The organism is Actinosynnema sp. NPDC023587, from assembly GCF_040640215.1.
Classification (GTDB): Bacteria; Actinomycetota; Actinomycetes; order Mycobacteriales; family Pseudonocardiaceae; genus Actinosynnema.
Map to the genome: position 1 here is coordinate 116,863 of NZ_JBFABG010000005.1, position 13,020 is coordinate 129,882.

Genomic DNA, 13,020 nt, shown 5'->3' on the forward strand with positions numbered 1-13,020 from the left:
GCGTGGACGCGGGTTCCGACGACGGCGCGGAGCTGGCCCGGCTCCGCGCCGAGAGCGACCGGGTGGCCCAGTCGCTGCTGGCCATGGACGACCACCCGGGCCACCGGCTGCTGCGCGGCACGACGCCCACCGGGGAGACCGCGCGGCGCTGGGAGTCGGCGAACACCGCGATGGTGGGGCTGTGGGAGTGGTTCGACGCCTACCGGGCGGTGCTGGCGCAGGCGACCGCGACCCGGGACGCGGCCGAGCGGCGACGGCTGCTGACCGGCCCGGAGGTGGTGCTGGCGGCGGCGGTGCCGGCGCGCACGCTGACCAGTCCGGCGGTGGTCGCGGAGCGGATCACGCTGACCGAGCTGGTGACCCGGATGAAGCACCGGTACGCGGAGTTGATGGCGTTGTTCGACGAGGTGCACGCGGCCTGGTCGACGCGGCTGGCGGTGCTCGACCCGGTGGCGGACCGGCTCGCCGGGCTGGCCGACTCCGCCTCGGTGCGGGCGTTGCGGGCGGAGGTGGCGGCGGCGCACGCGCGGGCGGTCGCCGACCCGCTGACCCCCGACCCGGCCGCCGCCGGGCTGCCCGACCGGGTCGCCGAGGCCGCCGCGCTGCTGGAGGGGTTCGCGGATCGGGTGGCCGAGGTGGTGGCGACGCTGGCCGAGGCGGGCGCGCTGCGCGCGGACGTGGCCGCGTTGCGGGCCGTGGCGGTGGCGCAGATCGCCGGCGAGCACCCCGGGACACCGGAACTTTCCGGTGCCTCGGCGGCACTGGCGGGGCTCCGGGTGCGTTTTCCTGATGTGCGGGAGCGGGAGCTGGCCGAGGTGGAGGCCGCGTCGGTCGCGGTGCTGGAGCGGATGAGGGCGGTGTCGGCGCAGTTGGCGGGGTCGGTGGAGCGACGGGCGGAACTGCGGGGGCGGTTGGACGCCTACCGAGCGAAGGCCACCGCGCGCGGGCACGCCGAGGACGCGGAGCTGGCGGCGCTGCACCGGGCGGCGCGGGACGTGCTGCGCGCCGTGCCGTGCGACCTGCGGGCCGGCACGGTGGCGGTGGCGCGCTACCAGCGCGCGGTGCTGGACCGGACGGAGGCTGTGCGATGAGGACGTGTGCGCGGGCGGCGTGCGGCGGCACGATCGAGCCGGACGGGTTCTGCGACCGGTGCGGGATGGAGGCCCCGGTGCTCGCGGGCACCGCCGCCACCGGACCGGGCGCGGCCCCCGACAGCGGCCGTGACACCGGCCGTGACACCGCTTCGGGCACGGCTCCGGATACCGGGCCGGGTACCGCGCCGTGGACGGCGTTGACGTCCTCGGGCGGGCGGTCGCGGCGCTCGTCGACCCGCTCGTCGGGGCGCGGCCGGCTGGGCGCGGGCCTGGTCGAGGTGCCGAGGGTGCCGGCCCGGGACCCGAAGACGGCGGTGCTGGTCGACCCGGAGGTGCCGGAGGCCAAGCGGTTCTGCTCCCGGTGCGGCAAGGAGGTCGGGCGCGGCCGGGACGGGCGGCCGGGCCGCGTGGAGGGGTTCTGCGCGCACTGCGGCCACCACTACTCGTTCACGCCGAAGCTCGCGCCCGGCGAGGTGCTGCACGAGCAGTACGAGGTGCTGGGGTGCCTGGCGCACGGCGGCCTCGGCTGGATCTACCTCGCGCTCGACCACGCGGTGAGCAACCGGTGGGTGGTGCTCAAGGGCCTGCTGGACTCCGACGACGCGGACGCCGTGGCCGCCGCGATCGCCGAGCGGCGGTTCCTGGCCGAGGTGTCGCACCCGAACATCGTGGAGATCCACAACTTCGTGCGGCACGCCGACCGGCAGTCCGGCGAACTGGTCGACTACATCGTGATGGAGTACGTCGGCGGCACCTCGGTCAAGGACATGATCAAGGCGCTGCGGGCGGAGGGCGCGGGCCGCGAGTCCCTGCCCGTGGCGCAGGCCATCGCCTACGCGCTGGAGGTGCTGCCCGCCCTGGGCTACCTGCACGGGGTGGGCCTGCTCTACTGCGATTTCAAACCGGACAACGTGATCCAGACCGAGGAGCAGTTGAAGTTGATCGACCTCGGGGCGGTGCGGCGCATCGACGACCGGCACTCCGCGATCTACGGCACCATCGGCTACCAGGCACCCGAGATCGGCACGGCCGGGCCGTCGGTGGCCTCGGACCTCTACACGGTGGGCCGGGCGCTGGCGGTGATGAGCTTCCCGTTCGACTTCCGCCGCGCCCACCGGGAGACGCTGCCCGCGCCGGCGGACCAGCCGGTGCTGGCCCGGCACGACTCGTTCCACCGGTTCCTGCGACGGGCCGCGCACCGCGACCCCGACCAGCGGTTCGGCTCGGCCGAGGAGATGGCCGAGCAGCTCACCGGAGTGCTGCGGGAGGTGCTGGCGCAGCTCGACGAGGTGCCCCGGCCGGGTCTGTCCCGCCAGTTCACGCCCGAGCGGCGGGCGTTCGGCGTGACCGGCGCGCCGGACGCGCAGTCCGCCGCCGCCGGTCTGCCGGTGCCGCAGGTCGACACCGCCGACGCGGCGGCCGGGTTCCTGGCCACGGCCACCACCGGTGACCCGGACCAGCACGTGGCGGCGCTGCGGGCGGCCCCGGTGCAGACCGTCGAGGTGCGGTTGCAGGTGGTGCGGGCGCTGATCGAGGGCGGCCGGGTGGGCGACGCGGAAGCCGAGCTGGAGGCGCTGGCGACACCGTCGGCGGCCGACCCCGACGACCCGCTGCTGGCCGCGCCCGACGACTGGCGGCCCGGCTGGTACCGGGGTCTCGCGGCGCTGGTGCAGGACCGCCCGGCGGACGCCCGCGCGGCCTTCGAGCAGGTGTACGACGTGGTGCCGGGCGAGACCGCGCCGAAGCTGGCGCTGGCGGTGTGCGCGGAGCTGGCGGGCGACCTGGACGCGGCGGCCCGGTTCTACCGGGTGGTGTGGCGCACCGACCACGCGTACGTGAGCGCCGCGTTCGGGCTGGCGCGGGTGCTGTTGGCCACCGACGGGCGCGACGCGGCGGTGCGGGTGCTGCACTCGGTGCCCGACACCTCCAGCCACCACCTGCCCGCCCAGGTGGCGGCGGTGCGGGCGCAGGCCGGTGGCGCGTTGGACGACGTGGTGGCGGCGGGCGTGCGGCTGTCCGGGCTGGCGCTGGACGTGGCGCGCCGCGCGGAGCTGACGGCGGAACTGCTGCGCACGGCGCTGGCCGCGTTGCCCGCCGGCGGTTCCGGCCCGACCGGCGGGCTGCTGGGCTGCGAGGTCAGCGAACCCGGGCTGCGGTCGGGCCTGGAGCGCTGCTACCGCCAACTGGCGCGGCTGGCGGACACCCCCGAGGAGCGCATCGCTCTCGTCGACCGCGCGAACGCGGTCCGGCCCAGGACGTTGGTGTGATCATGGAATCGTCGCCGCTGGAACCGATGCCGCTGGAGCCGATGTCCGGTGAACTGCCGACCGAGGGGATTTCGCCCGGGGAGGCCCTCTCCGGGGAGCTCCCGCTCGGGGGGAACCCGGTCGGGCGGGTGCCGGTCCGGGAGGTCCTGTCGCGGGAGTCGTGCCCGGCGTGCGCGTCCCCGGTGTCGGCGCAGGACCGGTTCTGCGAGGAGTGCGGTCGCAACCTGCGGGTCCAGCGGACCCCGCTGGGCGGGCCGGAGGCGGTGGCGGCCCCGGGGTGCGGCTGCGGCGGGGAGGTCGACGCGGACGGGTACTGCGGGCGGTGCGGCCGGGCCCGCCCGTCGGTGCGCGACCGGGTGGAATTCGTGCTGCCCGGCCTGGCCGGGGTGAGCGACCGGGGCCGGCGGCGGCAGCGCAACGAGGACTCGATGGCGTTCGGGCGGGCTCGCGGCCGGGGGGTGGCGGCGGTGGTGTGCGACGGCGTGGCGTCCTCGGAGCGCGCCGAGCAGGCCTCCCAGCTCGCGGTGGACGTCGCGCTGGACGTGCTGCTGACGGCCGTGCAGTCCGGCGGTGACCTGGAAGCGGCGACGGCGGACGCGGTGCTGGTCGCGGACGGCGCGGTGGGCCGGCTCGCCCGGCCCGGCGCGGAGGAGGTCGCGCCGTCGTGCACGTTCGTCTCCGCCGCGGTGACCGACGAGGTGGCGACGGTCGGCTGGGTCGGCGACTCGCGCGCCTACCTGGTGGGCGAGACCGGCGCGGCGCGCCTGACCAAGGACGACACCTGGGCGGCGCAACTGGTCGCCGAAGGGGTGCTGACCGAGGAGGAGGCGCTCACCGACCGCCGCGCGCACGTGCTGTCGCGGTGGCTGGGCGCGGACTCCGGGCTGGACGCGCCGCAGGCGGTGACCTTCCGGGTGGAGACGCCGGGGTTGCTGGTGCTGTGCAGCGACGGGCTGTGGAACTACCTGCCGGAACCGGAGGACCTGCTGGCCGTGCTGCCGCGCGGGGTCGCCCCGGTCGAGGTGGCGCGCGAGCTGGTGGAGGTCGCGTTGAAATCCGGTGGGCACGACAACATCACGGTCGTCGTCCTTCAACTGCGGGGTGGGCATGGCGCTTGAGTTCGCCGTCGAGGTGTTCCAGAACGAGTTCCTGCCGGAGGGCGCGGCGGAGGTGAACGCCATCCTCACCGTGTCGGCGTCCGGCGAGGCGGCCTCGGCCGCCGCGCCCGACGCCGCCCAGGTGGTCATCGTGGACACCTCCGGGTCGATGCGGTACCCGCCGACCAAGCTGGCCGCCGCGAAGCGGGCCACCGAGGCGGCCGTGGACACCCTGCGCGACGGGGTGAAGTTCGCCGTGATCGGGGGCACCGACCAGGCCGCGATGGTCTACCCGGCCTCGCCGGGGCTGGTGGAGGCGACGGCGGCGACCCGGTCGGCGGCCAAGCGCGCGGTGGCGCGGCTGCAAGCCGACGGCGGCACGGCGATGGGCCAGTGGCTGCTGCTGGCCGAGCGGGTGTTCGCCGGGCACGACAGCGGGCCCCGGCACGCGATCCTGCTGACCGACGGGCAGAACCAGCACGAGACGCCGCACCAGTTGACCAGGGTGCTGGACCAGGTCTCGGGCCGGTTCGCGGTCGACTGCCGGGGCGTGGGCACCGACTGGCAGGTGGCCGAGCTGCGCCGGATCTCCGAGGCGCTGCTGGGCACGGTGGACATCGTGGCCGAGCCGGAGGGGCTGGCCGAGGACTTCCGGGCGATGACGGCGACGGCGATGGACAAGGCGGTGGCGGACGTGTCGCTGCGGCTGTGGACGCCGGAGGGCGCGCGGGTCAGGTTCCTCAAGCAGGCGTCACCGGGCCTGCTCGACCTGACCGACCGCCGGGTGGAGGCCGCGCCGCGCACCGGCGACTACCCGACCGGGGCGTGGAGCGGCGTGGAGAGCCGCGACTACCACCTGTGCGTCCAGGTCAAGCCCGCCAACGTCGGCGACCGGATGCTGGCGGGCCGGGTGGGCCTGGTGGGTCCGGGCGGCGACGTGCTGGGCCAGGGCCGGGTGCTGGCGGTGTGGACCGACGATTCGGCGCTGTCCACCCGGATCAGCCCGGAGGTGGCGCACTACACCGGGCAGGCCGAGCTGGCGGGTGCGATCCAGGAGGGCCTGGAGGCGCGCAAGTCCGGCGACGTGGAGACCGCGACGGCCCGGCTGGGGCGGGCGGTGCGGCTGGCGCACGAGTCGGGCAACACCGGCACCGCGAAGCTGCTGGCCAAGGTCGTGGAGGTGCAGGACCCGGCGACCGGCACGGTGAAGCTGCGGGCGCGGGTCGCGGACGTGGACGAGATGACCCTGGACACCCGGTCGACGATGACCAAGCGGGTCGGGAGGGACCGGTGACGACGACCTGCCCGGCCGGCCACGCCTCGGCCACCGACGACTACTGCGACGTCTGCGGCACGCCGCTGGACGAGGCGGGCACGCCGGCCGCCGCCCCTGCCGCGTCGCCTGCCACGCCGGTGGAGGAGACGTGCGGTGCCTGCGGCTCGGCGCGGTCGGGCCGGTTCTGCGAGGAATGCGGGCACGATTCGCTGGCCCCGGTGTCCGCCGCGCCGGCGGTCCCTGTCGCGGCTCCTGTCGCCACCCCGGCCGGGGCGCGGTGGCACGCGACGGTGGAGGCGGACCGGGCGTACCACCGGCGGGTGGTGTCGGCGGGCGGACCGGACGCGGCGGCGGTGGAGTTCCCGGAGTTCTGCCCGCCCCGCCGGTTCGACCTGGTGGGACCGCAGGTGACGATCGGGCGGCGCAGCCGCTCACGGGGCGTCTTCCCGACCGTGGACCTGGTGGGGCCGCCGGAGGACCCCGGGGTGTCGCACAGCCACGCGCTGCTGGTGGTGGCCGACGGCGAGTGGTCGGTGGTGGACCTGGGGTCGACCAACGGCACCACGGTCAACGGCGAGGACGAGGTGCTCAAGCCGAACAAGCCCCGCCGGGTGGTCGACGGCGACCGCATCCACGTGGGGGCGTGGACGACGATCACGGTGCACCACTCGGCCTAACCGCGGTGACCGTCCGGTGCTCGCGACCGGGCCGGCGTTCACCTGGGAAGGTCATTTCCCGGCGCGGGGCGACCCCACGGGGTGATCGGGGTTTCCCCAGGTCATCGGCGCTGCCAGCCTGAGGGGTATGAGGAACGCCGCGTCGGTGCTGATCGCGCTGCTGGCACTGCTCGGGTCGACGGGCAGCGCCGCAGCGGACCCGCGCATCATCGGGGGTCGCGCGTCGACCGCCGCCTACCCGTTCATGGTGGCGCTGGACAACGGGTGCGGTGCCGCCTTGGTGTCGCCGTCGTGGCTGGTGACGGCGGCGCACTGCGGCCCGGCGGGCGCGGCCCGGATCGGGTCGCCGCGCACCGACTCCGGCGGCGAGGTGATCAGGATCGCCCGCAGGGTGACCCGGTCGGGCACGGACCTGACGATGATGAAGCTCTCCCGGCCGTCGACGCACCTGCCGGTGACGCTCTTCCCGGGCGTGCCCGGTGCGGGCACGCGGGTGCGGCTGCTGGGGTGGGGCTGCACGTCGTGGCCGGACTGCGTGACCCCGGCGACGTTGCAGGAGATCGACCTGACCGCGGTGGACCGCGCGCAGTGCGCGGGCGCGGGAGCGCGGGACGTGTGCGTGTCCGGCGACGCGGAGCACTCGGCGTGCCACGGCGATTCGGGCGGCCCGGCCCTGCTCTGGTACCAGGACGAGTGGCAGTTGGTGGGCGAGACGCGCGGCGCGGGCGACTGGAACGCCGAGTGCGCGGGCACCACCACCTACACCGGCACCCACCAGCACCGGTCGTGGATCGACGCGCAGGTGGCGACCTGATCGCCCTGTTCTCCGGTGCCGTGCGGTTCCCCTCCCGCACGGCACCCTTCGGGCGGGAGGCGGCGACCCGGCGACCAGGGAACCGGCCGGCGGCGAACTTACCCGCCATCGTCCACCGCACCGCCGGTCGGAGTTCGTGGCGGTGCGGGTGCCGCCGACCAAGGTCGCCTGACCGCGATCCGGTAGCGCGCGATCCGGACGGCTGGACCGGGCAGAGTGGTCGGCATGAGCGACGATCACGACATCATCGCCCGGCTGGAACGGGTCGAGGCCGAGTTGGCGTTGCGCAGGCTGGTGTCCGAGTACTGCGTGGCCGCCGACCACCGCGACCTGGAGCTGTGGCGCGCGGTGTGGACGCCGGACGCGGTGTGGGCGACCGGCTCCGCACCAGAGCGCGTCTTCAGCGGCACGGACGCCATCTGCGCGGCGGTCCGGTGGCAGTGGCGGGCGTACCCGGTCATGCAGCACGGCACGGTCAACCACGTGGTCGACCTCGACGGCGCGGCGGAAGGCACCGCGACCGGCCGCAGCGACGTGATCGTGCACGTCCGACTGGCCGACGGCACGTGGGTGACCGGCGGCGGAACGTACCTCGACCAGTACCGCCGGCACGACGGCCGGTGGCGGATCGCCCGGCGGACCGTGCACCGGCCGTTCGAGGTGGGCCCGCTGCCGAACTGGGTGCCCGAGCCGCCGGCCGACTAGCCCGGCGTCTCACACGTCCTGGTCTCCCGCCCGGGGTTCGTCGGGTCAGGTCTTCGTGGCGGTGACCCAGCGGTTGGCGGCCAGCGCGTCGTGGGGTTCGGGGAGTGGTCCGCGCCCGTACCGGCGGGTGAATTCGAACGGGGTGTGGACCCGGGTGTTCCAGCCACGGGCGGTGAGGGTGGCGGCCGAGTCGGGGCGGGGTTCGTGGTCGAACAGGGCGAGCAGGTCGATGCCGGTCTGGGCCTTGGTCGAGGCGTAGACGGGGTTGTCGCGCACCGCAGGATCTTCCCGGACCGGTTTGACCTCGTAGGCCAGCGTGCTGCCGGGTGCGGACAGGCGGTCCGCGGTGTCGATCAGTCGGCGCTCGACGTCTCCGGGCAGGTACAGCAACAGGCCCTCGGCCAGCCAGGTCGTGGGTTCGTCCGGTCGGAACGCGGGCAGCAGTCGCGCCCAGTCGTCGCGGAGGTCCGCGATCACCGCGTGGCGGGTGGCGCGGGGATGCGCGCCGAGGCTGTCCAGGACCTGTTGCTTGAAGGCCAGCACGGGGGCCCGGTCGAGTTCGAAGACGACGGAGTCCGGTGGCCGGTCCAGGCGGAACGCCCTGGTGTCCAGACCGGCACCCAGCAGCACGGCCTGGCGGTTGCCCGCGGCGAGCACGACGTCGTCCAACATCCTGGTGCGCAACCCGAAGTAGCGGGCGAGCCTGCCCCACAGGGGGTTCGCGTCGCCGTCCGGGACGTCGCGCGGGTGCACGGGCCAGTCGGCGGACGCGGGTGCGGCTCGCACGAAGTGCTCGGCGTAGTCGTCGCGGGCCAGGGAGTCCGGGCGGTGGGTCTCGATCGCGCGGGCCGCCGCGACCATCAGGGCGGTCAGCGCGACGCCGTCACCGAGCACCGTTCGTCCTCTCGTCCGAGCGGATCGCACCAGGTGTCGAGGCGGTCGTGGGTGGTGGTGCGGGCCCCGTACAGCTCGGTCATGAACCGCACGGTGTCCTCGTCACGTTGCAGCAGGCTGGTGGTGCAGTCGACCAACAGCGTGATGTGCCAGCCCTTCTGGAAGGCGGTGCGGGCGGTCGAGTCCACGCACACGTCCGCGTACACCCCGGCGAACACCAGGTGCCCGATGCCGCGTTCCAGCAGGTGTTGCTCGAAACCGGCGGCGAGGAACGCGTCGAAGCACGCGTGCTTGGTGACCACGACCTCTCCCCGCTTCGGTGCCACCTTGTGGAACTCCGCGCCCCAGGTGCCTTCGAGGCAGGTCGGTGTCCGGCCGTCACGTTCGTTGCGCCTGCGCCAGCCAGGGCCCTGGTGCTCGACGTCGCCGACGAAGCGGACGAACACCACCTCGACGCCGCGATCCCGGGCCAGTTCGACCGCGCGGGCGGCGTTGGTCGTCACCGAGTCGAGGCGTGCGGGGTCCTGGCGGTACCGGGCTGTGGCGACCGGTCCGGTGCAGAAGTCGTTCTGCACGTCCACGACGATCAACGCCGTCCGGGTCACGAACCGACCTCCAGCCTCGCCGACCGCCGGCGCGGGAGCTCGGTGAGCAGCGCGTCGACCACGGCGGTGGTCGAGTGCTCGCCCCCGAGGTCGGGCGTGCGCACGCCGCGTTCGGTCACGGCGGTGAGCGCGCGTTCGGTCGACTCGATCGCGCCCGTGCCGCCGCAGTGCCGTTCGACGATGACCGCCGCGGCCCGCACGGTGGCCGTCGGGTTGACGGTGTCGCGACCGGCCAAGTCGTCGGCGGAGCCGTGCACGGTCTGGTACTCCACCAGCCCGGCCAGGTCGGGGTGCAGGTAGACGTTCTCGGTGCAGCGGTTCTCCTGCCTGTCCGCGCCGTAGCGGTCCAGCAGGACGACGTGCATGATGTCGCCCACTCGTTGCCGGCCACGACGACCGTCCGCCTCGGCAACCCGTGCTGGATCAGGTTCCTGTTCACGGTGTCGGGTTGGCTCAGCTCGATCCGCACGCGGTGGTGTTCGGCCGCGATGTGCACCCAGTCGTCGAGGGCACCGTCGAGCAGGTGGTGCTTGTAGGCCATGACGATCCGGTCGGGACCGCCGTCCGGCCACTGCTGCCGGCCTCGTGCCAGGGCGTGGGTGATGACGGCGTCGGTGATCTCCTGGCTGAACTGCATCGTCCGGGTGAGCACCCCCGGCGTGTGCCGGTTCTCGCCGGTGTAGAAGCCCTGGGCCTCGTCCCGGACGAGCAGCAGCGCCGCGTCGGGCGACGACCCCGGTGCCGAGAGCACGTCGACCTTCACCGCCCGCAGGCGTTGCCTGACCAGGTAGAGCGACTGCGCGTTGACTGCCGTGCGGAACACCGCGGTGGTACCCCGCCGGGCCGAAGCCCGGCAGAACCGCTCGTAGTGCCCGGCGTCGTCCCCGGTGAGCCGACGCATGTCCGCGATCCCACCGGCCTCGGCGCGTAACGAGTGGTAGGAGTGGTAGACCCGGGGCGAGCGGGTGATGGCCGGCTCGACGCCGTGCAACCGGCCGAGCCGGTCCACCACCCGTTCGAAGACGGCCGCGAGTTCGGGACCCGTGCCCCGTCCCACGGCGAGCCCGATGTCCGCTGTCATCCGGCGACGCTCGACACCAGGTGGTCGCCCGGGATGCCGGCCGCGTCCGGTCGGTAGAAGTCCTTGATGCCGTCCACCCAGTTCGACACGGAGATCCGGCCGGTCCGGTCGGGCTCCAGGGCGTCGAAGAGCGTGTCGATGTTCTGCCGCTCGAACCCGATGGCCGACATCAGCGCGGTGAACACCGGCCGCTCGATCAGGCCGTCACCGTCCGGGTCGCCCAACCGGGCCAACGACCGGGCGAAGTCGTCGATCGTGGACTCGAACCGCTCCGGGGACAGCACGCTGTCCTCGAACTCCTCCCGGTTGATGCGGCCGTTGCGGTCGTCGTCCAACTCCTCGGCCAGCGTCTTCCAATAGCGGTGGAACGCCGCGGTCAGCGCTTCCTTCGCCTTCGCGTCGGACTGCGGTGCCGCCTCGACCACCCGGCGCGCCATGACCTCGAAGTCATGCGCGTCGATCGCACCGGAGTCGTTGGCGTCGAACAACTTGAAGATGAGATCGACCCGACCCAGCGCAGCCTGCGGATGATTCATGTTCCTTCTCTCCTCCATTGGCGACGCGACGTCGACTGAAATGTCGCCGTTGTCCCGTCGCCGTGTACGGTGCCAGACTTCCCATGATGTCGAAGGCCATGCCCGTTTGGCCGAAGGATTCGCGTGTTCACTGAAAAGTGTGAATTACCGGACGTTATGTGAAGCTATCCGCTGTACGGCTGTCGTCACCCGTTGGGGGTTGCCGTGGCAGGTCGGCGCGGCAGAGGGCACAGCGAGTCAGGAGCACCCGACCAGGAGGCGGCGGCTACAGCGGCGGCCGTGGGGCGTCGAGCCCAGGTCGGGTCGGGTCGATCGGGCGGTTGTCCGAGCGTCGAGTGGCAGGCAGGGCCGGAGTCCGGCCCACCGGCATCGGACAGTTCGACTGTCGCCGTTTCGCGCACGGCATTCTGTCATTTATTTCATCAAGCCGTCGATGCATTCTGGCACTGTTTTCGCCGACCGGGTCGGTACTTGCCCGACCGATCTCCGGTGGTTGTCGATCTTCAGGCGGTAGCTGTCATGTTCACTCCCCAGGGCGCGACGACCACCACGTACATCCCGCGCCATATCCGGGTACCGAGGAGGCAGACTCTTCCACCTCCACGCGCGCCGCTCCCGAACGTGCAACCGACCACATCGCCAGGTGAACTCCGAAGTGATCTTCCGCCCCAGTCCGGGCAGGGTGGTGACGAGCCACCATGTCGCGTGATCCTGCCCCGCCACCTTCGTTGAGAATCCGCCACATTCACCGCCACGTGCTGAATCGTCAGGTCATCGGCGAACCGACAGCGGCCCCTCTGGGCTTTTCGATAGCGCAGGCGGTGTGGATCGCCGTGTTCATGCCCGCCCAGGTGCGATCAGGGCGGCGGGGGTCAGCGGGCGACGCGCCCGCCCCTGCTGGTGACGCGGCGCAGTTCGGTCACCGCCGCGCGGGGTTGTCCGACGTGGTTGAAGACGAAGTTGCCCACCACCGCGTCGAAAGACTCGTCGGCGAACGGGAGATCGGGCAGGGCGGACACCCACACGTCGACTCCGGGCGCTGTCCGGGAGGCCGCCCCGCGACCATGCCCGGCTCGGCATCCACCGCTGTCACCAGCGCGCCCCGGTCGGCTGCGGCGGCTAACCCGCAAACGTGCGGTACTCGGCTGGACGGTCGGCCCGGCTGCGCCTTTCAGTGGTGAATCCCACATCTTGTCGACCGGTATTCGGCCGAATGCCTCCATTTGTCCCACGCCGAACGTCGTAGTCGCGTCGGCGGGCGCACCATCTGCGGGAAAACGGCCCGCGTGGACCCTTCTGATTGGAGCATGGGTGGGCGTCCGAATGGGTTTTCGCGCTGGCGCGGACGGGGAGGCCGGTGTCGGTCCGGTGGTAGTTTCGTGCGAAACTCACCGTGCCGATCCCATTCGACGTCGAATGTTGGGGCCACGGGGAGGGGTTTCGCGGTGGGCGACGCGGTCGATCTGGTGTTGGCGCAGTGGCGGGTGGAACGGCCGGACGTGGACACGTCCCCGGTGGCCGTCCTGGGGCGGGTGGCCCGGCTGTCGCGGCTGGTGGAGCGGGAGGTCAAGGAGTTCCTGGCGCACTTCGACCTGGAACCGGGCGAGTTCGAGGTGCTCACCGCCCTGCGGCGCGCGGGCGGTGAACACGGGCTGACCGCGGGCGCGTTCCTCGATGACGCGCTGGTCACGGCGGGTGCGATCACCAACCGCCTCGACCGGATGGCGACCAAGGGACTGGTGCGGCGGGTGCCGGACACCGAGGACCGGCGGGTGGTGCGGGTCCGGCTGACCGACGAGGGGCGGGCGCTGGTGGATTCGATGCTGGCCGCGCACATGGCGCGCTGCGCGACGGTGCTGGAGCCGTTGGACCCCTCGTCGCGGGAAACGCTGGCGGACGCGCTGCGGGTGCTGCTCGAACGGTTCGAGTAGCGGCCACCGACCCGAACACAGAACCTCCACCTGATCTCCACAG

General features: G+C 73.3%; 14 protein-coding genes. 9 read left to right on the forward strand and 5 right to left on the reverse strand.

The genetic code is table 11. The annotated features are described in order from the left end of the window. The first annotated feature begins 2 nt into the window (after nt 1-2). From AB0G01_RS16255 to AB0G01_RS16285, 7 genes are all read left to right on the forward strand, one after another. On the forward strand, nt 3-1,091 hold the full coding sequence (locus AB0G01_RS16255) for a hypothetical protein (RefSeq protein WP_360945677.1): 1,089 nt from the start codon (nt 3-5) through the stop codon (nt 1,089-1,091). Continuing rightward, on the forward strand, nt 1,088-3,361 hold the full coding sequence (locus tag AB0G01_RS16260; protein WP_360945680.1) for a tetratricopeptide repeat protein: 2,274 nt from the start codon (nt 1,088-1,090) through the stop codon (nt 3,359-3,361). Before AB0G01_RS16255 ends, AB0G01_RS16260 begins: the two co-directional genes overlap by 4 nt. 2 nt (nt 3,362-3,363) lie before the next feature. Next, nucleotides 3,364-4,479 (forward strand): PP2C family serine/threonine-protein phosphatase, encoded by a 1,116-nt coding sequence (locus AB0G01_RS16265; protein WP_360945683.1) that lies wholly within the window; start codon nt 3,364-3,366, stop codon nt 4,477-4,479. Beyond that, nucleotides 4,469-5,752, forward strand: coding sequence for a VWA domain-containing protein (locus tag AB0G01_RS16270; protein WP_360945686.1), 1,284 nt, complete (start codon nt 4,469-4,471; stop codon nt 5,750-5,752). The genes AB0G01_RS16265 and AB0G01_RS16270 overlap by 11 nt, the downstream gene beginning before the upstream one ends. Then, nucleotides 5,749-6,411: an FHA domain-containing protein gene (locus AB0G01_RS16275; protein WP_360945689.1), complete on the forward strand. Its 663-nt coding sequence runs from the start codon at nt 5,749-5,751 to the stop codon at nt 6,409-6,411. The genes AB0G01_RS16270 and AB0G01_RS16275 overlap by 4 nt, the downstream gene beginning before the upstream one ends. 127 nt (nt 6,412-6,538) lie before the next feature. Then, a complete protein-coding gene (locus AB0G01_RS16280; RefSeq protein WP_360945692.1) occupies nt 6,539-7,225 on the forward strand; it encodes a trypsin-like serine protease in 687 nt (228 codons plus the stop codon). Between the two features lie 225 nt (nt 7,226-7,450). After that, on the forward strand, nt 7,451-7,930 hold the full coding sequence (locus AB0G01_RS16285; RefSeq protein ID WP_360945695.1) for a nuclear transport factor 2 family protein: 480 nt from the start codon (nt 7,451-7,453) through the stop codon (nt 7,928-7,930). Between the two features lie 45 nt (nt 7,931-7,975). On the opposite strand, the gene AB0G01_RS16290 is transcribed toward AB0G01_RS16285, so the two are convergent. Genes AB0G01_RS16290 through AB0G01_RS16300 form a run of 3 tightly spaced genes read right to left on the reverse strand, consistent with a single transcriptional unit; the run spans nt 7,976 to nt 9,794 of the window. Continuing rightward, nucleotides 7,976-8,824, reverse strand: coding sequence for an SAM-dependent methyltransferase (locus AB0G01_RS16290; protein ID WP_360945698.1), 849 nt, complete (start codon nt 8,822-8,824; stop codon nt 7,976-7,978). Next, the gene (locus tag AB0G01_RS16295) at nt 8,800-9,429 is read right to left on the reverse strand and encodes a cysteine hydrolase (protein ID WP_360945701.1); all 630 of its coding nucleotides are present in this window, start codon (nt 9,427-9,429) and stop codon (nt 8,800-8,802) included. The genes AB0G01_RS16290 and AB0G01_RS16295 overlap by 25 nt, the downstream gene beginning before the upstream one ends. Further along, nucleotides 9,426-9,794, reverse strand: a complete 369-nt coding sequence (locus AB0G01_RS16300) for an isocitrate/isopropylmalate family dehydrogenase (protein WP_360945704.1) — start codon at nt 9,792-9,794, stop codon at nt 9,426-9,428. Before AB0G01_RS16300 ends, AB0G01_RS16295 begins: the two co-directional genes overlap by 4 nt. Nucleotides 9,795-9,877: 83 nt before the next feature. Between AB0G01_RS16300 and AB0G01_RS16305 the strand changes: the two genes are divergently transcribed. Then, nucleotides 9,878-10,360, forward strand: a complete 483-nt coding sequence (locus tag AB0G01_RS16305) for a hypothetical protein (protein ID WP_360945707.1) — start codon at nt 9,878-9,880, stop codon at nt 10,358-10,360. A gap of 146 nt (nt 10,361-10,506) precedes the next feature. Here AB0G01_RS16305 and AB0G01_RS16310 read toward each other — a convergent pair whose 3' ends face one another. Together AB0G01_RS16310 and AB0G01_RS16315 are read right to left on the reverse strand one after the other, a co-directional pair. Then, on the reverse strand, nt 10,507-11,046 hold the full coding sequence (locus AB0G01_RS16310) for an EF-hand domain-containing protein (RefSeq protein ID WP_360945710.1): 540 nt from the start codon (nt 11,044-11,046) through the stop codon (nt 10,507-10,509). An 872-nt stretch (nt 11,047-11,918) separates the two neighbouring features. After that, a complete protein-coding gene (locus AB0G01_RS16315) occupies nt 11,919-12,269 on the reverse strand; it encodes a methyltransferase domain-containing protein (RefSeq protein WP_360945713.1) in 351 nt (116 codons plus the stop codon). 222 nt (nt 12,270-12,491) lie between these two features. On the opposite strand from AB0G01_RS16315, the gene AB0G01_RS16320 reads away from it, so the two are divergent. After that, nucleotides 12,492-12,977 (forward strand): MarR family transcriptional regulator, encoded by a 486-nt coding sequence (locus AB0G01_RS16320; protein WP_360945716.1) that lies wholly within the window; start codon nt 12,492-12,494, stop codon nt 12,975-12,977. Nucleotides 12,978-13,020 lie beyond the last annotated feature (43 nt).

Excerpts from the sequence above, each read along its gene's own strand:
- AB0G01_RS16260 (WP_360945680.1), top strand. The coding sequence starts at position 1,088 with ATGAGGACGTGTGCGCGGGCGGCGTGCGGCGGCACGATCGAGCCGGAC.
- AB0G01_RS16265 (WP_360945683.1), top strand. The coding sequence starts at position 3,364 with ATGGAATCGTCGCCGCTGGAACCGATGCCGCTGGAGCCGATGTCCGGT.
- AB0G01_RS16270 (WP_360945686.1), top strand. The coding sequence starts at position 4,469 with ATGGCGCTTGAGTTCGCCGTCGAGGTGTTCCAGAACGAGTTCCTGCCG.
- AB0G01_RS16280 (WP_360945692.1), top strand. The coding sequence starts at position 6,539 with ATGAGGAACGCCGCGTCGGTGCTGATCGCGCTGCTGGCACTGCTCGGG.
- AB0G01_RS16285 (WP_360945695.1), top strand. The coding sequence starts at position 7,451 with ATGAGCGACGATCACGACATCATCGCCCGGCTGGAACGGGTCGAGGCC.
- AB0G01_RS16300 (WP_360945704.1), bottom strand. The coding sequence starts at position 9,794 with ATGCACGTCGTCCTGCTGGACCGCTACGGCGCGGACAGGCAGGAGAAC.
- AB0G01_RS16310 (WP_360945710.1), bottom strand. The coding sequence starts at position 11,046 with ATGAATCATCCGCAGGCTGCGCTGGGTCGGGTCGATCTCATCTTCAAG.
- AB0G01_RS16315 (WP_360945713.1), bottom strand. The coding sequence starts at position 12,269 with ATGGAGGCATTCGGCCGAATACCGGTCGACAAGATGTGGGATTCACCA.